General features: G+C 72.1%; 20 protein-coding genes and 1 tRNA gene. 6 read left to right on the forward strand and 15 right to left on the reverse strand.

Annotated features, from left to right (window positions below; genetic code table 11):
* Nucleotides 1-74 precede the first annotated feature (74 nt).
* On the reverse strand, nt 75-761 hold the full coding sequence (locus ACRAKF_RS09120) for a histidine phosphatase family protein (RefSeq protein WP_447036427.1): 687 nt from the start codon (nt 759-761) through the stop codon (nt 75-77).
* Between the two features lie 118 nt (nt 762-879).
* Between ACRAKF_RS09120 and corA the strand changes: the two genes are divergently transcribed.
* Nucleotides 880-1,878 carry a magnesium/cobalt transporter CorA gene (gene corA, locus ACRAKF_RS09125; RefSeq protein ID WP_447036428.1) on the forward strand — a complete coding sequence of 333 codons (999 nt, stop codon included), beginning with the start codon at nt 880-882 and terminating at the stop codon, nt 1,876-1,878.
* On the opposite strand, the gene ACRAKF_RS09130 is transcribed toward corA, so the two are convergent.
* On the reverse strand, nt 1,856-2,644 hold the full coding sequence (locus ACRAKF_RS09130; protein ID WP_447036429.1) for a ferritin-like domain-containing protein: 789 nt from the start codon (nt 2,642-2,644) through the stop codon (nt 1,856-1,858). The genes corA and ACRAKF_RS09130 overlap by 23 nt on opposite strands.
* A 283-nt stretch (nt 2,645-2,927) precedes the next feature.
* Nucleotides 2,928-3,983 (reverse strand): LLM class F420-dependent oxidoreductase, encoded by a 1,056-nt coding sequence (locus ACRAKF_RS09135; RefSeq protein WP_447041886.1) that lies wholly within the window; start codon nt 3,981-3,983, stop codon nt 2,928-2,930.
* Between the two features lie 258 nt (nt 3,984-4,241).
* On the opposite strand from ACRAKF_RS09135, the gene ACRAKF_RS09140 reads away from it, so the two are divergent.
* Both ACRAKF_RS09140 and ACRAKF_RS09145 read left to right on the forward strand, forming a co-directional pair.
* Entirely contained in the window at nt 4,242-5,222 is a 981-nt protein-coding gene (locus ACRAKF_RS09140; RefSeq protein ID WP_447036430.1) for an aldo/keto reductase, read from the forward strand.
* Nucleotides 5,219-7,537, forward strand: a complete 2,319-nt coding sequence (locus ACRAKF_RS09145; protein ID WP_447036431.1) for an AAA family ATPase — start codon at nt 5,219-5,221, stop codon at nt 7,535-7,537. The genes ACRAKF_RS09140 and ACRAKF_RS09145 overlap by 4 nt, the downstream gene beginning before the upstream one ends.
* 84 nt (nt 7,538-7,621) lie before the next feature.
* Here the strand turns inward: ACRAKF_RS09145 and ACRAKF_RS09150 are convergent, their stop codons facing one another.
* A complete protein-coding gene (locus ACRAKF_RS09150) occupies nt 7,622-8,404 on the reverse strand; it encodes a hypothetical protein (RefSeq protein ID WP_447036432.1) in 783 nt (260 codons plus the stop codon).
* Between the two features lie 47 nt (nt 8,405-8,451).
* On the opposite strand from ACRAKF_RS09150, the gene ACRAKF_RS09155 reads away from it, so the two are divergent.
* Nucleotides 8,452-8,640 (forward strand): DUF5703 family protein, encoded by a 189-nt coding sequence (locus tag ACRAKF_RS09155; RefSeq protein WP_447036433.1) that lies wholly within the window; start codon nt 8,452-8,454, stop codon nt 8,638-8,640.
* A 137-nt stretch (nt 8,641-8,777) separates the two neighbouring features.
* Here ACRAKF_RS09155 and ACRAKF_RS09160 read toward each other — a convergent pair whose 3' ends face one another.
* The 3 genes from ACRAKF_RS09160 to ACRAKF_RS09170 all read right to left on the reverse strand — a co-directional run bounded on the left by ACRAKF_RS09160 (nt 8,778) and on the right by ACRAKF_RS09170 (nt 11,539).
* Nucleotides 8,778-9,617, reverse strand: coding sequence for a chaplin (locus ACRAKF_RS09160; protein WP_447036434.1), 840 nt, complete (start codon nt 9,615-9,617; stop codon nt 8,778-8,780).
* A 137-nt stretch (nt 9,618-9,754) separates the two neighbouring features.
* On the reverse strand, nt 9,755-9,988 hold the full coding sequence (chpH, locus tag ACRAKF_RS09165) for a chaplin ChpH (RefSeq protein WP_447036435.1): 234 nt from the start codon (nt 9,986-9,988) through the stop codon (nt 9,755-9,757).
* Nucleotides 9,989-10,213: 225 nt separating this feature from the next.
* A complete protein-coding gene (locus ACRAKF_RS09170) occupies nt 10,214-11,539 on the reverse strand; it encodes a M20/M25/M40 family metallo-hydrolase (RefSeq protein WP_447036436.1) in 1,326 nt (441 codons plus the stop codon).
* Between the two features lie 187 nt (nt 11,540-11,726).
* Here ACRAKF_RS09170 and ACRAKF_RS09175 point away from each other — a divergent pair.
* A tRNA-Leu gene (locus tag ACRAKF_RS09175) sits at nt 11,727-11,814 on the forward strand.
* Between the two features lie 58 nt (nt 11,815-11,872).
* Here ACRAKF_RS09175 and ACRAKF_RS09180 read toward each other — a convergent pair.
* The 6 genes from ACRAKF_RS09180 to ACRAKF_RS09205 all read right to left on the reverse strand — a co-directional run bounded on the left by ACRAKF_RS09180 (nt 11,873) and on the right by ACRAKF_RS09205 (nt 17,530).
* A complete protein-coding gene (locus ACRAKF_RS09180) occupies nt 11,873-12,550 on the reverse strand; it encodes a potassium-transporting ATPase subunit C (RefSeq protein ID WP_447036437.1) in 678 nt (225 codons plus the stop codon).
* Between the two features lie 37 nt (nt 12,551-12,587).
* On the reverse strand, nt 12,588-14,786 hold the full coding sequence (gene kdpB / locus ACRAKF_RS09185; protein ID WP_447036438.1) for a potassium-transporting ATPase subunit KdpB: 2,199 nt from the start codon (nt 14,784-14,786) through the stop codon (nt 12,588-12,590).
* Nucleotides 14,783-16,447, reverse strand: a complete 1,665-nt coding sequence (gene kdpA, locus ACRAKF_RS09190) for a potassium-transporting ATPase subunit KdpA (protein WP_447036439.1) — start codon at nt 16,445-16,447, stop codon at nt 14,783-14,785. Before kdpA ends, kdpB begins: the two co-directional genes overlap by 4 nt.
* A 7-nt stretch (nt 16,448-16,454) precedes the next feature.
* Nucleotides 16,455-16,544, reverse strand: coding sequence for a K(+)-transporting ATPase subunit F (gene kdpF / locus ACRAKF_RS09195; protein WP_447036440.1), 90 nt, complete (start codon nt 16,542-16,544; stop codon nt 16,455-16,457).
* Nucleotides 16,541-16,723 carry a hypothetical protein gene (locus ACRAKF_RS09200; RefSeq protein WP_447036441.1) on the reverse strand — a complete coding sequence of 61 codons (183 nt, stop codon included), beginning with the start codon at nt 16,721-16,723 and terminating at the stop codon, nt 16,541-16,543. Before ACRAKF_RS09200 ends, kdpF begins: the two co-directional genes overlap by 4 nt.
* Nucleotides 16,724-16,828: 105 nt before the next feature.
* Complete coding sequence (locus tag ACRAKF_RS09205) at nt 16,829-17,530, reverse strand: bleomycin resistance protein (protein WP_447036442.1); 702 nt, start codon at nt 17,528-17,530, stop codon at nt 16,829-16,831.
* A gap of 391 nt (nt 17,531-17,921) precedes the next feature.
* Between ACRAKF_RS09205 and ACRAKF_RS09210 the strand changes: the two genes are divergently transcribed.
* A complete protein-coding gene (locus ACRAKF_RS09210; protein ID WP_447036443.1) occupies nt 17,922-19,487 on the forward strand; it encodes an acetolactate synthase large subunit in 1,566 nt (521 codons plus the stop codon).
* A gap of 21 nt (nt 19,488-19,508) precedes the next feature.
* Here ACRAKF_RS09210 and ACRAKF_RS09215 read toward each other — a convergent pair whose 3' ends face one another.
* Nucleotides 19,509-20,966, reverse strand: coding sequence for a hypothetical protein (locus ACRAKF_RS09215; RefSeq protein WP_447036444.1), 1,458 nt, complete (start codon nt 20,964-20,966; stop codon nt 19,509-19,511).
* A complete protein-coding gene (locus ACRAKF_RS09220) occupies nt 20,953-23,829 on the reverse strand; it encodes a peroxidase family protein (RefSeq protein ID WP_447036445.1) in 2,877 nt (958 codons plus the stop codon). The genes ACRAKF_RS09215 and ACRAKF_RS09220 overlap by 14 nt, the downstream gene beginning before the upstream one ends.
* Nucleotides 23,830-24,028 lie beyond the last annotated feature (199 nt).

A 24,028-nucleotide genomic window follows, 5' to 3' on the forward strand; every position in this document is an offset into this window, starting at 1 on the left:
TCCGACGCGGCGGCTGGGCGGCTGGACGGGTCAGGGGACCTGCCGCAGCCGCTTCACCCTACTGCGAGTGACGATCACGGTGCGCCCGCACCGCCTCCCACTGTCGCGTCGCTTCCCGGCGGCTCCTGCCGGGGCGCGAGCGACGCGAAGTCTCCGGTGTCCCCGAGGCGCACGAGGAACGGGCGCAGCCGCGTGTAGCGGATGACGGTGACGGAACAGGGCTCCACGGAGATGCGCTGGAACAGATCCAGGTGGAGCCCGATGGCATCCGCGACAAGGGACTTGATGACGTCCCCGTGCGAGCACATCAGATACGTGGCGTCCTCGCCGTGGTCGCGCTCCACGCGCGCGTTCCACTCGCGCACCGCCTCGGCCGCCCGGGTCTGCATGGCCCGCATGGACTCGCCGCCGGGGAAGGCGGCGGCCGAGGGGTGCTGCTGGACGACCTCCATCAGCGGCTCCCCGGCCAGCTCGGCGAGCTTGCGGCCCGACCAGTCGCCGTAGTGGCACTCGCCGATGCGGTCGTCGCTGTGCGCCCGCAGGCCCGGTCGGGCGGCGAGCAGCGGCGCGACGGTCTCCTGGCAGCGTTGCAGGGGGCTCGTGACGACCTCGGCGACGGGCACGGGGGCGAGCCGGTCCGGCAGCGCGGCGGCCTGCGCGGCGCCGCGCTCGTCGAGGGCCACGCCGGGGGTCCATCCGGCGAGCAGGCCCGCGGTGTTGGCGGTGGAACGTCCGTGCCGGACGAGGATCAGCGTGGGCATGCCGACAGCCTAGATCCTGCCGTCAAACGCTCCCCACGCGCGTTGCGCCCCGTGGCGTGGAACCTCCGTGTGCGTCGGGGGAGTGCAAGGTCCGGGGTGGCCGGGAAGACTGCACTGCATGATCGTCGACTGTGCCATCTACCGCGAAGGCCGTCGGAGCGAGGGCCCCCATGACTTCTCCGACGCCCTCGACGAGGCGCGCGCCACGGGTGACGCGTTCATCTGGGTCGGCCTGCACGAACCGACGGAAGCGGAGTTCGACCAGGTCAGCGAGGAGTTCGGACTGCATCCGCTGGCCGTGGAGGACGCGCTCAAGGCCCATCAGCGGCCCAAGCTGGAGGTGTACGACGACTCGCTGTTCATGGTGCTCAAGCCGGTCGTCTACGAACCGGCCGGCGACACCGTCTCCTCCGGCGAGGTCATGATCTTCGTGGGCGACTCGTTCGTGGTGACCGTCCGCCACGGCGAGGGCGCCCCGCTCGGCGTCGTACGCCACCGCCTGGAGGCCGAGCCGGAGGTGCTCAGGCACGGCCCGACCTCGGTCCTGTACTCGATCGCCGACGCCTCCGTCGACCACTACCTGGAGGTCGCCGACGAGCTCCAGGCCGACCTGGAGGTCCTGGAGGCGGAGGTCTTCTCGCCGGACGACGGGGGCTCGCGCAACACGGCGTCCAGGATCTACAACTTCAAGCGGCAGATCCTGGAGTTCCGCAGGGCCACCGGGCCCCTGGCGCTGCCCGTGGCGCGGCTCTCCGGAGCGGGCCCCTTCGGCCCTTCGGTGCCGTTCGTGGACGAGACGGCGCAGCCCTTCTTCCGGGACGTCAACGACCACCTGACGCGCGTCAACGAGTCCGTGGAGGGGCTCGACCGGCTGGTGTCGGACATCCTGTCCGCGCACCTGGCGCAGATGAGCGTCCGGCAGAACGACGACATGCGGAAGATCTCGGCGTGGGCGGCCATGGCCGCGGTCCCCACGATGATCGCCGGCATCTACGGCATGAACTTCGACCACATGCCCGAACTGCACTGGACGTGGACCTATCCGGCCGTGATCGTCCTGATGGTCGTCCTCGAAGTGGTCCTCTACCGCATGTTCAAGCGGCGGGGGTGGCTGTGACCGCGGGGCCGCCCAGGGCGTCGCGCCGCTCCGGCGGGGTCAGGGAGACCATCCGCCGCCAGCCGGCGACGCGCTCGTAGGCGTACACGGCGTGGATGCCCGCGGCGAGCGTCTTCCGCTTGGCGGCGGGCCAGCCGAGGATGCGCCCCATGTGGTCCATCACGGCGAGGCTCACCTCGCGGTAGACGCGGATCTCGGCGAGTGCGCACTCGCGCAGGGCCCGGTGGATCGCAGGGCCGTGCCCGGCGGCGGCGAGGCGCAGCAACTCCTCGTGGCAGTAGGCGAGGTGCTTGTCCTCGTCGGCCGAGATCATGCGGACCGCGCGGCCGATGTCCGGGTGGTCGGCGAAGTGCTTGCGCAGCAGCCTCATCTGTTCGGAGGCGCGCTGTTCGGTGACCCTGCTGTGCGCGAGATACGTGACGACGTCCCGCACCGAGAGCGGCTTGTCCGCCTTCAGCTTCTCGTGCGCGAGGCCGATGCCGTGCTGCTCCAGGAGCATCGTGTAGTCCGTCTCCGGGGGTACGTCGACGGGGAGCAGGCCGCGCTTCTTCAGCAGCGCGCGGAAGATCCTGCCGTGCTTGTCCTCGTCGGCGCCGTGCCGGCTGATCTTGGGCGCCAGCGCGCCCTCGGTCTCGGGGACGAGCGCGGCGATCCGGCCGTTCTCCCAGCCGCCCTGGGCCTCACCACTGGCGGCGATCGAACAGAAGAGCCGGAACGACTCGTCGTCGGCGAGGATCTCCTCGAAGACACTCCTGGCCGAAAGCATCACTGGCACCTCCATGCCCTCCATGCCATGCCTCTGCGCGTGGACCGGCGAGTGGACCTCCGCAAAGAAACAGTCAAGTGCGGGAATCGCGGCCGGGCAACAGGTGGCACAGGGCGTGTCGGCCGGACGTCGGGCCGGCGGCGGCCCGCGGCCGTAACCGCGGGCCGCGTGAAGCGTTGTTCCGGGTGACGGCCGTGGCGGGGAAGACCCCCCGAGCCCCCACCACGGCCGCGGAAATCCTTTCCTCCCCGTTACGCCGGTCCGGCGAACCCCTCGCTTCCGGTCACGCCAGACCTGCCCGCTCCGCGGCCTCCGTGCCGGCCCGCAGCGCGGCGATCCGCTCGTCCAGCGTGAAGCCCGCCGGGGACAGCGTGAGCGTGGTGACACCGGCGTCGGCGTAGGCCCGCATCCGGTCGGCGATCCGGTCCACCGAGCCGAGCAGCGTCGTCGAGTCGATGAGCCGCTGGGGGACGGCGGCCGCGGCCCCGTCCTTGTCGCCCGCCAGGTACTTGTCCTGGATCTCGGCGGCCTCCTTCTCGTACCCCATGCGCTGCGCGAGCTGGTTGTAGAAGTTCTGCTTGCGGCTCCCCATGCCGCCGACGTACAGCGCGGTGTACGGCCGGAACATGTCCGCGAGGGCGCCGACCCGCGAGTCCTCGCCGAGGGCGAGCGGCAGCGTCGGGACGACGTCGAAGCCCTCCATGGTCTTGCCCGCCTTCTCGCGCCCGGCCCGCAGATGCCGCAGCGCGGTCTCCTCCAGGTGCTCGGCGGCCGGGAAGATCAGCAGGGCGCCGTCGGCGATCTCGCCGGTCTGCTCCAGGTTCTTCGGGCCGATCGCGGCGATGTACAGCGGGATGTGCTCGCGCTGGGGGTGGACGGTCAGCTTGATGGGCTTGCCGGGGCCGCCGGGCAGCGGGAGCGTCCAGTGCTCGCCCTCGTAGGAGAGGCGCTCACGGGTCATGGCCTTGCGGACGATCTCGACGTACTCACGCGTGCGTGCCAGCGGCTTGTCGAACTTCACGCCGTACCAGCCCTCGGAGACCTGCGGTCCGGAGACGCCGAGGCCCAGGCGGAAGCGGCCGCCGGAGAGCGAGTCGAGGGTGGCCGCCGTCATCGCGGTCATCGCGGGCTGGCGGGCCGGGATCTGGAAGATCGCGGACCCGATGTCGATGCGCTCCGTCTGCGCCGCCACCCAGGAGAGCACCGTCGCGGCGTCCGAGCCGTAGGCCTCGGCGGCCCAGCAGACCGCGTAGCCGAGCTTGTCGGCCTCCCTGGCGACCGCGAGATTGTCCGCGTCCATCCCGCCGCCCCAGTAACCGAGGTTGATGCCGAGCTGCATGGCCGATCCCCTAACCGCTGTACTCATGAGTAACGTCCCTGTGCCGCGGACTTTAGCGCGCGGGCACAGGATTCGTCAGGGGTGCCGGGGACGGGGCCGGTGGCGAGGTGGGGAGTAGGCGGGTGGCGAGGTGGGGACGAGGCGGGTGGCGAGGTGGGGACGAGGCGGGTGGCGAGGCCGGTGACGGGGTTGTCCACAGTTGCTGGTTTGTCCACAGGGGCGCCCACGGGCGGGGCCCGATGAGTAATCTCAGCGCCCATGGAGCAGAGGCATCTCGGCCGGACCGGCCTTCGCGTGTCCCGGATCGGACTCGGCACCCTCACCTGGGGGCACACCGAGGAGGGCGACGCCGCCGACCTTCTCAAGGTGTTCTGGGAGGCGGGCGGCACGCTGGTCGACACCGCGGACGTGTACGGCGACGGCGAGGCCGAGTATCTCCTCGGGCGGCTGATCGAGCGGCTCGTGCCCCGGCGTGACCTGGTCATCGCCACCAAGGCGGGCAGCGTGCCCGACCCCGAGCGCCGCTGCGACGGCTCGCGCGGCCATCTGCTCGCCGCCCTCGACGCCTCGCTCGCCCGCCTCGGCACGGACCACGTGGACCTCTGGCAGCTCCACGCCTTCGACCCGGGGACGCCGATCGACGAGACCTTGCAGGCGCTCGACATCGCGGTCAGCAGCGGACGCGCGCGGTACGCGGGCGTCTCCAACTTCTGCGGCTGGCAGCTCGCCAAGGCCGCGACGTGGCAGCTCGCGGTGCCGGGCGCCCGCACCCGCATCGCGGGCACCCAGATGGAGTACTCCTTGCTCCAGCGAGGCGTGGAGCGCGAGGTGCTGCCCGCCGCCATCGACCTGGGGGTGGGCCTGATGCCCTCGTCGCCGCTCGGCAGGGGCGTGCTCACCGGGAAGTACCGCCGTGCCACCCCGGCCGACTCGCGCGGCGGCTCCGACCACCTGGCGCCGTTCGTCGCCCCGTACCTGGACGACGCGTCGGCCCGCATCGTCGACGCGGTGGCCACGGCCGCCGACGGGCTCGCCGCGAGCCCCCTCCAGGTCGCCCTGGCCTGGGTGCGGGACCGCCCGGGAGTGACGGCACCGATCGTCGGTGCGCGCAACGCGCAGCAGCTCACGGCCGCGTTGTCAGTGGAGACCCTTAGTCTTCCTGACGAGATCTGCCAGGCGCTCGACGACGTGTCGGCGCCCGTGCACCGCTATCCCGATCACGACTGGAGCACGCTGTGAGTACGGAACCCGCTGCCGCGGAGGACCCCGGGGCCGCTGCCGCGGAGCAGGCGGAGCCGACCGGAACGGAGGAGACCGCGCCTCCGGCGGACGAGGCCGCCGGAGGTGACGGCGCGTCGTCGGGCGGCGACGCCACCGGCGAAGAAGCAGCCGCCACCGGCGATGAGGCGGCTGATCGGACGGCTGATCGGACGGCTGATGGGGCTACTGACGCGGTGGCCGAGGACGTGGCCGGGGACGTGGCCGGGGACGCGGCCGCGAAGGCCGAGCTGTCCGAGGCCGAGGCCGAGCTCGCCGCGCAGCGGGAGTTGCGGGAGCGGATCGAGCAGCGCAAGGCGTCCAAGGAAGCGCCGATCGAGGCCGGGACGAAGCTGAGCGGCACGGCGGCCGACCTGCTGGCGGCGGTGCGCGCGGTGGAGAGCGGCGAGAAGCCCGTCATCAGCGCCTTCAGCGAGCCGGAGCCCGCCCCGCGCAGGCCCGCGTCCGCCCCCGCCACGGAGCCGGTCCGCCCGCCGCGGCCGTCGGCGGCGGCGCCCTCCGGGGAGAGCGTCGACGCGGTGCGTGCCGTGCTCGCCGAGGGGGGCGCGCCGGACGCGCTCGCCGGGCCGACGGCAGCCGTGCTCGGCGAGGGCGCCGAGGAACGGCTGCGCGCGGACCCGTGGCAGTTGCTGCGGGTCACGGGCGTGCGCCCCGAGCAGGCCGACGGGTTCGCCAGGGCCCTGCTGGGCGCCGAGTGCGGGCCCGACGACGAGCGCAGGGGCCGTGCGGTCACCGTCTGGCTCCTGGAGCAGGCGGCCGTGGCGGGGCACACCGCGCTGGACCTCGCGGCGCTGACCTCCGCGCTCGGGCAGCGCGCGGTGCCGGACCCGGACGCCGCGGTGCAGAGCGCCCTCGCGGAGGGCGACGCCCTGGCCTTCCAGGACGCCCTCGACACGGCGGAGATGCCGGTCCAGCGCTCGGGCGCCGGGGGCTCCGAGGACGGCGACCCGGATGGCGACGCGGATACGGAGCAGGAGCGTCCGGTGCGTGTCCTGATCGGCCTCGAGCGGTGCGCCCTCGCGGAGGAGAGCCTCGCCGACGGGCTCGCCCGAGTGATCAACTCCCTGCCGAAGGAGGACGGTTCGGGGCCGGACGCAGCCGCGTGGGAGACGGCCGCCGCCGGGGCCTCGGGCTCCGCCGCCGAGCTGATCCGCGCCGTCGCCGGGCACGGCCTCGTGCTGCACTCCGGCGGCGAGGCCTCGCGCGGCGAACCGGCCGCCCTGGTGACCGCCGCCGCGGCGCTCGGCCTGCGGGTGTACGCCGCCGCCCACAGCACCGACGGCAGGCGCCGCCTGGCGCGGGCGACGGGCCTGGAGGACGCCGCCGTGACGGTGGCCGGACTCCTCTCCGGCGAGGAGGGCCCCGGGCGGGACGCGGACGGCGCCCTCGCCCTGGACCTCCTGGTGGTCCTCGACGCCCCGCAACTGGACGTGGAGAGCGCGGCGATGCTCGTGGAGTCGCTGCCGGACGGCGCCCGCCTGGTGCTCTGCGGAGACCCGGCGGTGCTGTGGTCGGCGGGTCCCGGGCGGGTCTTCGCTGACCTCGTCTCCGCGCGCTGCTGCCCGCAGATCGTCTCCCGCACCCCTGATCCCGGCCCCATCGGTGAGCTGACCTCGGGCATCGGCATCGGCGAGCTGCACCAGGTCGAGGCCCCGGGCAAGGAGGTCGTGCTCGTCCCGGTGCGCGACGCCGCGGAGGCGATCCACCGCACCGTTCAGCTCGTCGCGGACTCGGTGCCCCGGGCGATCGGGGTGCCCGCCGAGCAGACCCAGGTCATCACACCCGGGCACGGCGGCGCCGCGGGCACGCGCGCGCTCAACGCCGCGCTGAAGGAGCGGCTGAACCCCGGCCCCGGCCGCTTCGGCGGCTTCGACCCCGGGGACAGGGTCGCCCACATCCCGGCGGCCGGGCGTGCGACGCCGGGCCGTGTGGTGCGGGCCGACGCGGAGGGGCTGCACCTGGAGTGCGACGGCGCCCCCGTCCTCGTACCCAAGGAGCGGGTGGACCGGGAGGTGCGGCACGCCTGGGCGCTCACGGCGCACCAGGCCGTGGGGCTGCGCTGGCCCGCGGCGGTCGTGGTGCTGCCGGGCGACGCGGCGCAGTCACTGACGCGGCCGTGGGTCTACACGGCGTTCAGCCGCGCGGAACGGCACTTGTCGGTCGTGCAGGGCGTCGAGCAGGCGCTGCCGCGAGCGGTGGCGGAGCGCCTCTGGAAGGACCGCACGACCCGCCTCCAGACCCTGCTGCGCCCACAGGTGCCGCCGGCAAGGCCCTGAGCCCAGACGTACGAAAGCGCGCCGTTCCTCGAAGGAGCGGCGCGCTTCGTCGGTCCGGCTACGGCCTGGTCAGGGGCCGGGCCGTCAGAGGCCGGCCCCGCGGGCCCGGGAGTCCTCGCCGGGCGCCCCGGCACCGTCCGGGCCGCCTCGGCCGTCCGTCTCGTCGATCTCGTCCACCTCGTCCACCTCGTCGAGCGGCACCGCCAGGTCCGCGTCGATGTCGACGTCCGCGTCGGGGCCGTCGATGGCGTCGTCGTCCAGTTCGTCGTCGAAGACCGCGCTGACGTCGAAGCGGCAGACGACCCGGTGCGGATCGGCCTCGTCGAAGGGGGCGCTCAGCCACTCCCCCGGTTCGGCGGCGCTGTCCGCCGCGGTCACCCAGAGGGTGGAGTCGCCCTCCTCCAGGCCGAACTCCTTGTGCCGCGAGGCGATCTCGTCCGGTTCGAATTCCCCGAAGAGGACGCCGAGCGCCCCGTGCAGGGTGTCGGCGGGGCCGCTGCCGCCCGGCCCGCCCGCGTCGAGGTCGGCGACCCGCTGGGCCTGGGCGAGCAGCCGCTGGGGTTCCGCCACGGCGTAGTCGCGGCGGATGAGCACGCTGAGCGCGTTGGCCTCCTCCGGGCCGCGGTAGGGCGGCAGCGCGTCCTCCGCGGCGGGGATCTCGAAGGGGGTGACCTCGTCATGGCGGTCGTAGAGGAGTTCGTCGTACTCCTCGGCCGCCGTGGCGAGCGCGTTGAACGCTTCGTACACGGCCGGATCGTCCTCGCCCGACCTGCGTTCGACCGCGGCCAGGTGGCGGTCGAGCGCGGTCTTGACCGCCTCGGCGGCGGCACGTACCTCGGCAGCGGTGGGCTGCGCAGCATCAGACATAGTGCAGACGCTATCCGTACCGGGCCCGTGCCCGCACAATAGATGCGATGCCGGAATACGAATTTGTCGACGTGTACGTACCGCGCGGGGTCACCCGCAAGGAAGCCACACGCCTGCTGACTGACCACGCGGAGTACGGACTGTGGGAGTTGGACCGCCTGAGACTGCACCGCGACGGCAGCCGCAGGGTGCGGCTGAAGCGACGGATCATCCGCCAGCTACGGGCGACCTGGTGACGCGACCCGGTGACCTCGTGCCCCGGAGACCTCGTGCCCCGGTGACCTCGTGACCGAACCGCCGGACAACGGCGGAAACGGAGCGGCCCACGGCTGCGGGACCCGCTCCGTTCCACCGTGCCCGGCCGTGCCGCGGCTCAGGCGGCCGCCCGCGCCCTGCGGTACAGGACGGTTCCCGCGAGCAGCGCGCCCGCGCCGAGCGGCAGCGTGACACCGAGCGGCAGCGAGCTGCCGGTGTCCGCGAGCTGCGGAGCACGGCCGGCATCCGTCACCCGTGCGTCACCGCCGGTATCCGTGAGGTGCGAGCCGCCCTTGGGCGGGGTGACGACCTGCGTGCCCGGTTGGTTCGGAACGACCGGGGCACCGGGGTTGCCGGGCTCACCGGGATCGCCGGGATCACCAGGGTTACCGGGGTCACCAGGATCGCCGGGATCACCTGGGTCACCGGGATCACCGGGATCGCCGGGGTCACCAGGATCGCCGGGGTCACCCGGGTCCTCGGGATCCGTCGGAGGATGCTCGTGGCCCGGTGGCGGCGTGGAGCCCTCGGACTCGTTGGCGCAGTCGTTGCCGCCGACGGGGTTGGCGAGGCCGCCGATGGTGACGCTGTTGCCGCAGACGTTCACCGGCGCGTCCACGGGGAGCTGCACCTGGTTGCCGGAGCCGACACCGGGCGAGTCACTGGCGTGACCGTCCGCCCCGGAGCCGCCGGAGGGCTTGCGTGAATCACCGCCCCCGTCGTTGACGCAGGCGTTGCCGGCTGCGGGGTTGAGGGCCCCGACGACGCTCACGGTGTTGCCGCAGACGTTGACCGGGGTGTGAACGGGAATCTGCACGGAATTGCCCGACAGAACACCGGGCGAATCCGAACTGCTCCCGTCGGCACCCGCGTCGGCGTGTGCGTAACCCCCGGTCGCGGCGAGTACGCCGGTCGCCGCGGCCATAATGGTCAGGCCTTTGCGCGTGACCTGTCGCATAGCTGTTCCCTGCCTTTTGCCTTCCGGAGAACGTACGGACGTGTTCGCCCGGACGCGGAATACCCGCGGCCCCGGAGCGCATGGCGCGCTCCGGGGCCGACGGACTCAGACCCTCAAGGGGATGAGGCGCAACAACGTCACTTGTTGATGCAGACGTTGCCGAAGGTGGGGTTCAGCAGCCCGATCACGGAGCCCGTGTTACCGCAGGCGTTCACCGGCACGTGCACGGGCATCTGGAGGACATTGCCCGAGAGCACGCCCGGGGACTGCACAGCGGCACCCTGCGCACCGGAGTCGGCGGTGGCGATACCCGCACCCGCGAGCACGAGACCACCAGTCGCGGCAACAGCGGCGACGATCTTCTTGATCATTATTCCTCCTCGTAGGCAAACGCAGTCCAAGCTGCGGACTGCATCACCTGTAACGAGGAGGGTGGTGCGGGGCTACGAGCAGATGACCTCTTTCACTCTTTTCATTCAAGTACGTACAGGCTGGCGATTGTTGGAGTGTCGTCTCAACGACTAATCAGGTCGTCGTCCAGCCGGTTCAGGGCCGCATTCCTTCAGGCCGCGTCCCTTCAGGCCGGAGGCGTTCCTTCAGGAGGCGTCGATGAACCGGTCGAGCACCCGGACCCCGAACTTGAGGCCGTCCACCGGGACCCGCTCGTCCACCCCGTGGAACATGCCCGCGAAGTCCAGCTCCGGCGGCAGCTTCAGCGGCGCGAAGCCGAAGCCGCGGATGCCGAGGTCGTCGAAGGACTTGGCGTCCGTCCCCGCGGAGAGCATGTACGGCACGGCGCGCGCGATCGGGTCCTCCGCCCGCAGGGCGGTCTGCATGGCGTCGACGAGCGCGCCGTCGAACGTCGTCTCCAGGGCCTTGTCGGCGTGCACGTCCTCGCGGCGCACGTTCGGGCCGAGGAGCCGGTCCAGGTCGGCGAGGAACTCCTGCTCGTACCCCGGCAGGTAGCGGCCGTCGACGTGCGCGGTGGCCTGCCCGGGGATCACGTTCACCTTGTACCCGGCGGCGAGCTGCGTGGGGTTGGCGGTGTTCTGCAGGGAGGCGCCGATGAGCTTGGCGATGCCGCCGAGCTTGGCGAGCGTCTCATCCATGTTCTCCGGGTCGAGCTCGGTGCCGAGTGCGTCACCGAGCTCGTCGAGGAAGTGCCGCAGGGTCTTGGTGACCCGCACCGGGAACTTGTGCCGCCCGAGGCGTCCGACGGCCTCGGAGAGCTCGGTGATCGCGTTGTCCTTGTGGATCATCGACCCGTGGCCGGCGGTGCCGTCCACGGTCAGTTTCATCCAGTGCATGCCCTTCTGGGCCGTCTCGACGAGGTAGAGCCGCAGGTTCTCGTTGACGGTGAAGGAGAAGCCGCCGACCTCGCTGATCGCCTCCGTGCACCCCTCGAAGAGGTCGGGGTGGTTGTCGACGAGGTGCCGCGCGCCGTACGTGCCGCCCGCCTCCTCGTCCGCCAGGAAGGCGAGGACGATGTCGCGCGGGGGCTTGCGGCCGCTGCGCATCCGCTCGCGGACGACCGCGAGGGTCATCGCGTCCATGTCCTTCATGTCGACGGCGCCCCGGCCCCACACGCAGCCGTCCGCGATCTCCCCGGAGAAGGGGTGGTGCGTCCAGTCCGCGGCGTTGGCCGGCACGACGTCGGTGTGGCCGTGGATGAGCAGCGCGGGCCGCGACGGGTCCTCGCCCGCGATCCGCGCCACCGTGGAGGCCCTGCCGGGGTGGGACTCGAAGATCTTCGGTTCGAGACCGACCTCGGCGAGCTTCTCGGCCACGTACTCCGCGGCCTTGCGCTCACCCGGGCCCGAGTGGTCGCCGTAGTTGCTCGTATCGATCTGGATCAGTTCGCGACAGAGGTCGACGACCTCGTCCTCACCGGTGACGGCCTTGCCCGTGCTGGACCCGCTCACGCTGGCTCCTCCCGCATTCGCTGCTGGTGGTCCCCCTCATCCTCTCTCTCCGGGGCTCCGCGCCCAAGGCCGGGCGGGTGCCGTCATCAGCAGTTCACAGCGGTGGCGGGGGTGATCGGGGACCCTGGGAAGCCTGGTAATGTTCTCTCTGTCGCCGCGGGAAACGCCCCGCGAAGACAGACACCTTGTCCGGGTGGCGGAATGGCAGACGCGCTAGCTTGAGGTGCTAGTGCCCTTTATCGGGCGTGGGGGTTCAAGTCCCCCCTCGGACACCAGCTAAAACCCCAGGTCACCTGGGGTTTTTTGCTTTTCCTGCGGCATCGCCGTGGCTGCTCAGTTCTCGTCGCTCCGGGCGACGAGCTGCTTCAGGGCGACGTTCAGTTTCAGGACGTTCACCCGCGGCTCCCCGATGAAGCCCAGCGTCCGGCCTTCGGTGTGGTGCGTGACGAGTCGCTCGACCTCTGCCGGGTCCAGGTGGTTCCTCGCCGCGACGCGGCGCGTCTGGAGGTCCGCGTACGCCGGGGAGATGTGCGGGTCCAGGCCCGATCCCGAGGACGTGACCGCGTCGGCGGGCACCTCGGAGGGGCGCACCTCGTGGCCGGGCGTGGAGTTGTCCTCGATCACGGCCGCCTTGGCGGCCTTCACCTGCTTGATCAGGTCCTCGCTGTCGCCGGCGAGGTTCGTGGCGCCGGACACGAGGAGTTCGTACCGGGTGTTCACGCTGTTCTCGCCCAGGCCGTTCGAGGGGCGCGGCTGGAACCATCTGAGGTCCGGTTCGGCCGTCTCCTGGCCCTTCTTCAGGGGCAGGTCGTAGCGCTGGCCGATGAGCTCGGAGCCGACGCTCCTGCCGTCCGCCCGTATCTCGGAGCCGTTGGCCTTGTCGTCGAAGAGGGCCTGGGCGGCGCCGGTGACCGCGAGCGGGTAGAGGACGCCGCAGAGAAGGGTGAGGACGAGCAGGGCGCGGGCTCCCGCGCCGAGCAGCCGTGCGGTGTTCGCTACGGAGTTGTTCATGGTGACTCAGCACGCTTTCTGGTCGGCCGGGGCCGGGTCAGCCCAGGCCGGGGATGAGGGAGAGGAGCACGTCGATGATCTTGATGCCGATGAACGGGGCGACGAGGCCGCCGAGGCCGTAGACGCCGAGGTTGCGCCGGAGCATCCGGTCCGCGCTCATCGGGCGGTAGCGCACGCCCTTCAGGGCGAGCGGGACGAGGGCGACGATGATCAGGGCGTTGAAGATCACCGCCGAGAGGATCGCGGACTCGGGCGAGGCCAGGCCCATGATGTTGAGCTTGTCGAGGCTCGGATACGCCACCGTGAACATGGCCGGGATGATCGCGAAGTACTTGGCGACGTCGTTGGCGATGGAGAACGTCGTCAGGGCTCCGCGGGTGATGAGGAGCTGTTTGCCGATCCCGACGATCTCGATGAGCTTGGTGGGGTCGGAGTCCAGGTCGACCATGTTCCCGGCCTCCTTGGCGGCCGAGGTGCCGGTGTTCATGGCCACGCCGACGTCCGCCTGGGCGAGGGCGGGGGCGTCGTTGGTGCCGTCGCCCGTCATCGCGACCAGCTTGCCGCCGGCCTGCTCGCGCTTGATCAGCGCCATCTTGTCCTCGGGCGTGGCCTCGGCGAGGAAGTCGTCGACGCCCGCCTCCTCGGCGATGGCCTTGGCGGTCAGCGGGTTGTCGCCGGTGATCATGACGGTCCTGATGCCCATGCGGCGCAGTTCGTCGAACCGCTCGCGCATGCCCTCCTTGACGACGTCCTTGAGGTGGACGGCGCCCAGGACGCGGGCGCCTCGGCCGTCCTCCACCGCGACGAGCAGCGGGGTGCCGCCCGCCCGGGAGATCTGCTCGGCCAGGGCCCACGTGTCGTCGGCGACCGCTCCCCCGCGCTCCTCGACCCAGGCGAGCACCGAGGCGGTCGCGCCCTTGCGGACCGCGCGCCCCTCGACATCCACGCCCGACATGCGGGTCTGCGCCGTGAACGGCACCCAGGTCGCGCCGGTCAGCTCAGCCTGGCGACGCTCGCGCAGCCCGTACCGCTCCTCGGCGAGTACGACGACGGAGCGACCCTCGGGCGTCTCGTCGGCCAGCGAGGAGAGCTGGGCCGCGTCGGCGAGCTCGGCCTCGGTGGCACCTCGTACGGGCACGAACTCGGCGGCCCTGCGGTTGCCGAGGGTGATGGTGCCGGTCTTGTCGAGCAGCAGCGTCGACACGTCGCCCGCGGCCTCCACGGCCCGGCCCGACATGGCCAGGACGTTGCGCTGCACCAGGCGGTCCATGCCCGCGATGCCGATGGCGGAGAGCAGGGCGCCGATGGTGGTGGGGATCAGGCAGACGAGCAGCGCCGTCAGGACGATCAGTGAGGTCTGGTCGTCGGCCCCGGCATAGCTTGCGAAGGGCTTGAGGGTGACCACGGCGAGCAGGAAGACGATGGTGAGGGACGCGAGCAGGATGTTCAGCGCGATCTCGTTGGGGGTCTTCTGCCGGGCCGCGCCCTCGACCAGGTTGATCATACGGTCGATGAACGTCTCACCGGGTTTCGTCGTGATCTCGATGACGACGCGGTCGGAGAGCACCTTCGTGCCGCCCGTGACGGCGGACCGGTCGCCGCCCGACTCCCGGATGACGGGGGCGGATTCGCCGGTGATCGCCGACTCGTCGACGGACGCCACGCCCTCGACGACGTCTCCGTCGCCGGGGATGATGTCGCCCGCCTCGCAGACGACCCGGTCGCCGACGCGCAGGGCGGTGCCGAGCACCGCCTCCTCGACGCCCCCGGTCAGCCGCCGGGCCATCGTGTCCGTCTTGGCCCTGCGCAGGGTGTCGGCCTGCGCCTTGCCCCGGCCCTCGGCGACGGCTTCGGCGAGGTTGGCGAAGAGCGTGGTCAGCCAGAGCCAGGCGGTGATCGCCCAGCCGAACCAGTCGGACGGGTCCAGAGCCGCGAGCACGGTGGTGGCCACCGAGCCGATCAGGACCACGAACATCACCGGGGCCTTGACCATGAGCCGCGGGTGCAGCTTGCGGAAGGCGTCGGGCAGCGACGTGAGCAGCTGGGCCGGATCGAAGAGCCCGGCACCGACCTTGCCCGCCTCGGCCTTGCCTGTATCGGCCTTGCCCGCCTCGGTGTTACCCGTATCCGTGTAGCCCGTATCCGTGTTGCCCGCCTCGGTGTTGCCCGTATCGGCCTTGTTCTCGTGGTGCGGGGTGGCCTCGGCCGCCTCGTGCTTCTCGGTGTCCGTGCTCATGACGCGAGCCCCTCGGCGAGCGGTCCCAGCGCGAGCGCGGGGAAGTAGGTGAGTCCGGTGATGATCGTGATCGTGCCGACGAGCAACCCGGTGAAGAGCGGTTTCTCGGTGCGCAGGGTGCCTGCCGTCTCCGGTACGGGACGCTGTTCGGCCAGTGATCCGGCGAGCGCGAGGACGAAGACCATCGGCAGGAAGCGGCCGAGGAGCATGGCGAGGCCGATCGTGGTGTTGAACCAGTTCGTGTCGGCGCTCAGGCCGCCGAAGGCGGAGCCGTTGTTGTTGGCGCCGGAGGTGAAGGCGTAGAGGATCTCGGAGAATCCATGGGCGCCGGAGTTGAGCAGGGAGTCCTTGGGCGTGGGCAGCGCCATCGACACGGCGGTGAGGCTCAGTACGAGCGCCGGGGTGATGAGGATGTAGCACGCCGCGAACTTGATCTCGCGGGTGCCGATCTTCTTGCCCAGGTACTCCGGCGTACGGCCGACCATCAGGCCCGCGATGAACACCGCGATGATCGCCATGATCAGCATGCCGTAGAGGCCCGATCCGGTGCCGCCGGGGGCGATCTCGCCGAGCTGCATGCCGAGCATCTCCAGGCCGCCGCCGAAGCCGGTGTAGGAGGAGTGGAAGGAGTTCACGGCGCCGGTGGAGGTGAGGGTGGTGGCCACCGCGAAGAGCGACGAACCGCCGATCCCGAACCGGGTCTCCTTGCCCTCCATCGCCCCGCCGGCCAGGTCGAACGCCGGGCCGCCGTGGTGGAACTCGGTCCACATCATCAGCGCGGTGAAGCCGACCCAGATGGTGACCATCGTGGCGAGGATCGCGTGGCCCTGCCGGAGCGATCCGGTCATCCGGCCGAAGGTGCGGGTCAGCGCGAAGGGGATGAGGAGGATCAGGAAGATCTGGAAGAGGTTGGAGAGGGGGGTGGGGTTCTCGAAGGGGTGGGCGGAGTTGGCGTTGAAGTAGCCGCCGCCGTTGGTGCCGAGGAGTTTGATGACCTCCTGGGAGCCGATCGCGCCGCCGTTCCACTGCTGCGAGCCGCCGCCGAACCGGCCGACCTCGTGGATGCCGGAGAAGTTCTGGAGGGCTCCGCAGGCGACGAGGACGAGGGCGCCGAGCACGGATATCGGCAGCAGGACGCGGACCACGCCGCGCACCAGGTCGGCCCAGAAGTTGCCGAGCTCACCGGTGCGGGAGCGCGCGAAGCCGCGTACGAGGGCCACGGCGACCGCGATGCCCACCGCCGCCGAGACGAAGTTCTGTACCGCGAGGCCGCCCGTCTGGACGACGTGGCCCATGGCCTGCTCGCCGGAGTAGGACTGCCAGTTGGTGTTGGCCACGAACGAGACCGCGGTGTTGAAGGCCTGGTCGGGGTCGATGGAGCGGAAGCCGAGGGAGCCGGGCAGCGTGCCCTGGAGCCGCTGGAGCAGATAGAGGAAGAGGACGCCGGCCGCGGAGAAGGCGAGGACACCGCGCAGGTACGCGGGCCAGCGCATCTCCGTGTCCGGGTCGGCACCGATGGCCTTGTAGATCCACTTCTCGGCGCGAAGGTGTCTCTTCGAGCTGTAGACGCGGGCCATGTGGTCGCCGAGCGGGCGGTACGCGAGGGCGAGCGCCGCCATGAGTGCGAGTAGCTGGAGCACACCGGCTGGGACTGGGCTCATGTCGTGCTCAGAACCTCTCCGGGAAGATGAGGGCGAGGACGAGGTAGCCCAGGAGGGCGAGGGCCACGACGAGACCGACGATGTTCTCGGTGGTCACAGCTTCGTCACCCCCTTGGCGACGAGTGCCACCAGCGCGAAGAGCGCGAGTGTGGTGACGACGAAGGCCGCGTCGGCCATCGTGAGCTCCCGAAAGAAGTGGACGGATGAACTGCTTGCTCTGACGGTTGAAGGAAACCGCTGTTCAAGCCGCATCCGGCCGCCGTTGACGCCGTCCATACGACGTCCACGGCCCTCTTGACGGGTCTCTTACGACAGCACGCCCGCTCCCCCGTCCCGCTGCCCTGTCCCGCCCCCGCTCCCCCTGACCCGCTCCCCCTCCGGCTACGCCGTCAGCTCGGCGAGGCGTGTCAGGGCGTCGCTCGCCGTCTCCCGCTCGGCGGCCGTGAGGACGAGCGCGGCGGCCCTGGTCAGCAGCCTGTCGGCATGCTCCGCGTCGTCGAGCCGCTGGGCGACGTCGGCGCGCAGGACCAGCAGGCGCAGCTCCTGTTCCGCGGTGGGCCGCTCGTCCGTGCGGTCCAGCGCCTTGTCGATGATCTTCGCGGCGCCGGGCAGGTCCTGCTTGGAGTCGACGAAGAGGTCGGCCAGGTGCAGCGCCCGCGCGAAGGTTTCCTTCGGGACGGGGCGCAGGGAGGGGTCGTCGCTGATCGGCCGGCCGACCCGGACGCAGTTGCCGCCGGGGTCGGTCATGAGGAACTGCCGCACTCCGTACGACATGTCCTTGAGCGGTCCGATACGGGGCAGGCCGCGCGTCGGAATCCTGCCGTACGCCGCCTTGAGCCCGGCGCGGAAGGCGGCGTGCAGGGCGTCCACGTCGTCGGTGAGGACGTAGCAGCCGGAGTGGGACTCCGTGGGTTCGTACTGCTTCATGCCGTAGAACTGGAGCTGTATCGCGCCGCGTTCGACGACGGCGTAGGCGTAGGGGCTCTTCTGGAGGAACGTCGTCTCGAAGCCGAGGGCGGTGTAGAAGTCCACCACCGGCTGGATCGCTCGGCACGGGAGGAGCGGGATCGTTTTCTCGGGCATGCACCGCAGACTAGTCCAGTTTGAATAGTCCCGCAGGGCTTCGGGGTCCCTCTCTACAGCGCGTGGCGTAGACGTGCCGCGCCCGGGCGGTGGGCCGATGAGTTCCGGGGGCGGTTTCCGGCCGTGCGGCTCGACTGGGCGCGGGAGCGGCTCGATGTTGTCGCTCGCCGCAGTGGCCTGGGTACCGCCGCGAATCTGCGGGCCAGGCTGCGCCGGCGGACGGGGCTCAGCCCCACCGACTACCGGCGCAGGTTCGGGCCCGGCGGGGGCCCCGCGGCTGGCCGGATCGCGGCTGCCGTCGCGGCCCGCACCCCGTGAAGACTGGCCTCCCCCACGCACCGGGCGCGGACGCCCCACGCGCGCCCTCGCCACCGAGCAGAGGCGGAACGCCATGCCCAACGGAGCGCAGACCCTGATCAGCGGCCTCGTGGAGCAGGGCGTCCGCGCCTGCTTCGCCAACCCCGGCACCTCCGAGATGCACTTCGTGGCCGCCCTGGACGAGGCCCCGCAACTGCGGCCCGTGCTCTGCCTCTTCGAGGGCGTGGCCACGGGAGCCGCCGACGGGTACGGGCGGATGACCGGACGCCCCGCGTGCACGCTGCTGCACCTCGGCCCCGGCCTCGCGGGCGGTCTGCCCAACCTGCACAACGCCCGGCGGGCCGCGTCGCCCGTCGTCAACGTCGTCGGCGACCACGCCCTGCGGCACAAGCGGCTCGACGCGCCCCTGGAGTCCGACATCGGGGCGCTCGCCGGCACGGTGTCGGCCTGGACGCGGCGCACGTACCACGCCGACGAACTGGCCGAAGACGTCAGGGCCGCCGTCGCCGCCGCGGTGGGCCCGCCGGGGGCGATCGCCACGCTGATCGTGCCCGCGGACGTCTCCTGGTCCCAGGCGGGGGCACCGCCGGCCGCCGCACCGCCGCCCGCCGCGCGGCGCGGCCTGGTCTCGGTGGACGCGGTGACGGGCGCCGCCGACGCGCTGCGCTCGGGCGTCCCCGCCGCCCTGCTGCTCGGCGGGGACGCGGTGCGCGGGGCGGCGTTGACGGCGGCGGGGCGGGTGGCCGCGGCGACCGGCGCGAAGCTGCTCTGCGAGACCTTCCCCGCCCGCCTCGAACGCGGCGCGGGGCGGCCCGCCGTCGAGCGCCTGGCCTACCTCGCGTCCGGCGCCACGCGCCAACTGGCGGGCGTACGGCACCTGGTGCTCGTCGGAGCCGCGTCGCCCGTGTCGTTCTTCGCCTACCCGGGGCAGGGCGGCGACCTCGCCCCCGAGGGGTGCGCGGTGCACACGCTGGCGGCGGGCGCCGAGGACGTGACGGCCGCGCTGGAGGGCCTCGCCGAAGTGGTGGGGCGCGGCGTGTGCGCCGTACGGGAGGCGGCGGCCAGGCCCGCGCTGCCCTGCGGCGACCTCACCGCGGAGTCGGCCGCCGCCGTGATCGGGGCGCTGCTGCCGGAAGGGGCCGTGGTCGTCGACGAGGCCAACACCAGCGGCATCTGGCTCCCCGGCGCGACCGCGGGCGCACCCCCGCACGACTGGCTGACGCTGACCGGCGGCGCCATGGGGCAGGGCCTGCCGCTCGCGGTGGGCGCGGCGGTCGCCGCTCCGGAGCGGCCGGTGCTCGCGCTGGTCGGTGACGGGGCCTCGATGTACACGCCGCAGGCCCTGTGGACGCAGGCCAGGGAGGGCCTGGACGTCACGACGGTGGTCTTCGACAACGGCTCGTACGCGATTTTGGACCTGGAGCTGGGAGCGGTGGGCGCGCGGTCCGACGGCACCCGTGCCCGGCGGTTGCTGGATCTCTCGGGCCCGTCCCTGGACTTCGTCTCCCTGGCCCGCGGCATGGGCGTGCCCGCGGAACGGGCCACGACGGCGGCGGAGTTCGCGGCGCTGCTGAAGCGGGGTCTCGCCGGGCCGGGGCCGCTGCTGATCGCCTGCCGGGTGCCGCCGCTGGGCCGCTAGCGGTGTTCTGCCGCCGGGCCGTCAGTCCCAGAGAGCCCCGTGCCGGAGGTGCGCTTCGGTGAGCCCGCGGTGGAAGAACCGTTCGTAGTAGTCCTCCTCCACGTGGTGGACCTGGAGCCAGATACCGGGCACGTGGACCGCGTCGACGTGCGCGGGAAAGCGGCGGTGCGTCCGCAGGATGTACTCGCAGATGTCGCGGGCGCAGGCGACCACCCGGTCCTCGTACGCGCTCGCCTCCGCGAGGTAGCGCCGCCCGTAGTCCTCGCGGTAGATGCGGCTGAACACGTCCGGGTCGGCGTAGACGCCTCCCCGGCCGAACTTGGCCCGGACGACCGCGTCGACCGCCTGCCTCATCGTGCGGTGCGCGGGCGGGCAGGCGGCCTGGATCAGGGGTTCGCCCCCGGGCGAGGTGAGGCCCACCGGGTGGGAGCGCAGCGCCGCGTACCTCGGGAGCGGGACGTGCCAGCGCCACACATCGTGCGGGTGCCAGCGGGGGGTGACGAAGGTGAACCCGAGCATCCTGCCGTAGGCGCGGGAGAACTTCGGGTCGCCGAGGGCGATCTGCGGGTTGACGGACGCGTGGATCCAGGCGCCGAGCCCCATCGCCTCGGCGGTCAGCATGAGGTTCTGGAGGAGCAGGTCCGCCTCGATCTGGGTGCGCAGCGGGCCGAGCGCGCCGAGCGGCAGCTTCAGACCGGGGTTGAGGAAGCCGTTGCGGATCCACTTCCGTACGCCCGCCGGGCGGTAGAAGTTGCGGTCGTCGACGAGGGTGGGGCGGGCGTCGTCCGGCTGGGTGAGCAGGTACATCAGGGCGTTGATGTACTGGTGGGAGAGGTCGACCACCGGGAAGAGGACGGTCGTTCCCGGCAGGTTGGACAGGAAGCGGTTGGAGTCCAGGTACGCAGGGAAGTCGCGCATGCCCTCGGCGACGTCGAGGCGGTGGTCGAGGACGCGCACCTTGGCCTGCCGGGCCCGCTCGACGAGCCGCCGGGCGTCGAGCGGCTCGTCGGGCGCCGGAGGGAGCCTGCGCAGGAAGTACGTACCCGAGTCGTTGATCAGGAAGAAGTGCGTGGCCTGGGCGTTGTCGGGGCTGCCTGCGGTCCGGCCCGCCATGGTCATGTTGGGCTTGGCCATGATCGGCTTGCCGTCGCGCGGATCGTCGAAGGGACGGTCCGGCATGGTCAGGCCCGTACAGCCGGTCAGCGCGATGAGGACCGCTTCCTCCAGCTCGGTCAGGGGGCGCGGCTCGTGCGGTGAGCGGTACGTCATCGAGCCCGCGGGGACGGTGGCGCCGCGGCTCACCCGGTGGGTGCGGCGGCGCCAGAGCGTCTCCAGGAGGGGCCGGGTGAACAGGTCGGCGAGTCCCGGGTGTCCGGGGCCGCCGGGGTCGTCGGAACCGTGGGCCCCGGACGACGCGGACGACGCGGACGACGCGGACGGCCCGGACGACCCGCCCGGGCCGCCCTCAGCCGCCGTCACGGCCGTCACCGGTCATCGGCTGGACGTGCCGCCAAGGGGCGAAGGCGCTGGCCCCGCGCGGCAGCAGCCCCGCGAGTTCCGGACAGTGCCGCAGCAGGACGGTGTTCATGCCGCCCTTCTGCACCCAGTCGATGCCGAGCGGGGTGTAGATCTCGGGGCGGAAGTCGACGGTCAGGAAGCGGTCGCTCTGGAGCCGCCGGGTGGCCATGAGGAGGAAGACGCGGAAGGCCGTGTCGCTGAAGCCGAAGCCGTGCGGCGGGTTCTCGGCGAACAGGCCGACCACCGTGTCGATCTCGTCGACCGAGCGGTAGACGTCCTTGAGCGCGGCCACGGTCGCGGGGTCCTGCGAGAGGTCCTCGAAGCGGCGTATGCGCTGCTTGTGCAGGCCCTCGCGGAAGTCGTTGTAGCGGGGCACGCCGCGCCTGCGGGTGCGGACCAGGTCGACGACGGACAGGTCGATGATCTCGCCGTCCCGCTCGAACCGCTGGAGGGCGCGCGGGAAGTTGTGCAGGGTGATCGCGCCGGGGTGGGCGATGCCGAAGGAGTACAGCGTGTCGGCGAGACCCGTCTTGCGGATGGCGGCCTCGGCGAAGCCGCCCTGGATGTCGCGGAAGCCGAGGGTTTCGAGGCGCTGCCCGAAGCGGTGCTCGCGCATCTCGAAGTCGTCGGGGATCAGCGGGTGCATGCGGTAGACGGTGACGAAGTCCTCCGTCAGGGAGTACGGGGCCTTGTGGTGGTCGGGGAGGGTCCGGGGGATGCCGGTCAGCGAGTGGGATTCCAGCAGCCACAGGCCGAGCTTGTTGAGCCAGTTCGCGGGCGGCCCCTCCCAGTTGGTGCGCAGGCCGAGGTCGATGGCCTCGGTGGCGAGGATCGCCGGGGTCCACTCCACTGTGTGGATCTTGGCGATGAGGGCGGAGACGACGAGGCGCGCGGTGTGGTAGACGCTCTCCTCGCCCATCGAGGGGTAGGCGTGCCGCAGCGCGTCGCAGACCGCGTTGTGTTCACGGGCGAAGAGCGTGTGCATGGCGCTGAGGCCCGTCCACCAGCTCTCGGCGAAGCCCGTCAGCGGGATGCCGTTCTGGCCGAGGGGCAGATGGCCCTCCTCCAGGCGCAGCTTGGCGCCGCCGCCCGGCTCGCGCAGATACGTGGCGGTCCGCTCGTTCTCGCCGTACACCTCGGACCCGTCCCACCAGTGGGACGCCGCGTTGGCGAAGAGCAGCGGGGGCCGGCCGCCGGGGAGTTCGACGCCCTCGTTCTCGGCGAAGCGCATGACGCGCTCGGCGGGGCCGCCGGGGGTGTTGTGCCAGGTGCTTCCGGGCGGCAGCGGCACCTCGACGGTCGGTCCTCCCGGCTTGTGGCGACGGTGGTCGACCCAGTCGTGGACCTGGAACTGGATCCAGGCGGCGGCCAGGACGTTCAGCGAGGTCGCGGGCAGGAACGTGTCCCGGTACAGGAGCCGGCGGCTGACCTCGACGGGGTTCGGGACGTCGAAGAGGTCGGGGCGGTGGACGGGCTTGAGGTTGCGGCCGAAGGCCGCGCCCACGGCGCCCATCTGCGGCTTGGACAGGTCGTTGTACGTGCCGTCGTACGAGCGCGAGGTGCGCAGCCGTTCGTCGGGCGGCGGGGTGGGCACGGGCACGGCCCTGGGCGGCGCCTCGTGCACGTCGGTGTCGATGAGGTTGAGGCGGCGCAGCGTCTTGCGCAGGAAGACGAGGTTGAGCAGGCTCGCCGACAGCGGCAGCCTGTGCCAGGGCACGTAGCGGTTCAGGAGGCGGAACGCCGCGCCGACGGGGGCGCCGAGCACCCGGTTGCGCAGCGGCTCCTCGGTGACGAAGCGCAGACCGTGGCGGTGGGCGGCGCTCGCCTCGTACGCGGATTTGCGGGCCCGGTTGAGGTTGCCGAGGGGGCGGAAGTCGTCGGTGGTGAACCACGGGCTGAACCCGGTGGTCTCGACGCGCCCGGCCGCGGCGCGGGCCTCCGCGGTGTCGAGGTCCTGGCTCGGGACGGTCAGCCGGGCGACGGGCAGCGCGGGCGCGACGGACTCCGTCCACTCCACGGAGCCGTCCTCGATGGGCGTGGCCCGCTCGTCGACGTACCGCTGGACGCAGAGGTCGAAGGCGATCTCCTGGCGGGCGAGCCGCGTTTCCAGTTCGCGGCCGAGGTGGTGCGGGTCGCGCCGCGTCGCGTCGGCTGTGGCACCGCCGTTGGAGACGGGGCGCAGCAGGTACCGTACGGGTCCCGCCGGGCCCCAGAGGATCGCGCTGCGGCTCCAGTACGTCTCGTCCGCGAGGCTGCCGACCGGGTGCTTGACGGCGGCCCCGACGTTGCGGCGCATACGTCGTGCCGCGGTGGGGCCGATGGCGAGCGGCAGCTTGACGAAGAGCCCCACCGCCTTGCGCAGGCGGCTCGTCGCCCCCGCCATGGCCACGGCGAACGCCACGAACTCGCGGGCGTCACGGGCGTGCGACACGGGGAAGTTGGTGGCGAGCAGGTCGTGGCTCTCCTCGGCGGAGACCGTGACGCGCAGTGCGGCGCCGCGCAGGTCGGGCGCCCCGTCGGCCGACCGGATGCCGCTCGCGTTGGAGAGCCGCAGGGTCGCCGGGTACTCGGCGCCGGGCTGTGCGAAGCCCGCGCGCAGGGCGTCGGGGAGGTCGTCATGGAAGCGGAGCCGGGCGTTCTCCACGCCGAGCGCGGCCTTGGCGTGGAGGGCGCGCTCGGGCCCCGCGGCCTTGGCGGCGCGCCGGTTCCTCTCCTGGACCTTCATCAGCTCCCGGGCCAGGCGCTCGAATATCCGCCGCTCCGCCTCCGGGCTGCCGCCCATGTAACGCTCGTAACTCCGCTGGTGCTGTGCGCTGTCGGCCATCGGGAGCCTCTTCCATCGCACGGCGTAGGGCATACGGCGTACGGGACTGCGTGAGGGACGGGGCAGCCAGACGCTACTGGCGGGCCCGGTCGGCCGCAGCGAGGGTTCCCGCCTATGTGGGCGGGCGCTCCGGGGCCTCGAACTGACGGTCGGGCCGGGGTGTTTGGGCCCGTCGGCGGCTTCCGGGCGGCAGCGGTGC

The sequence above is a fragment of the Streptomyces sp. DSM 118878 genome, assembly GCF_052936595.1.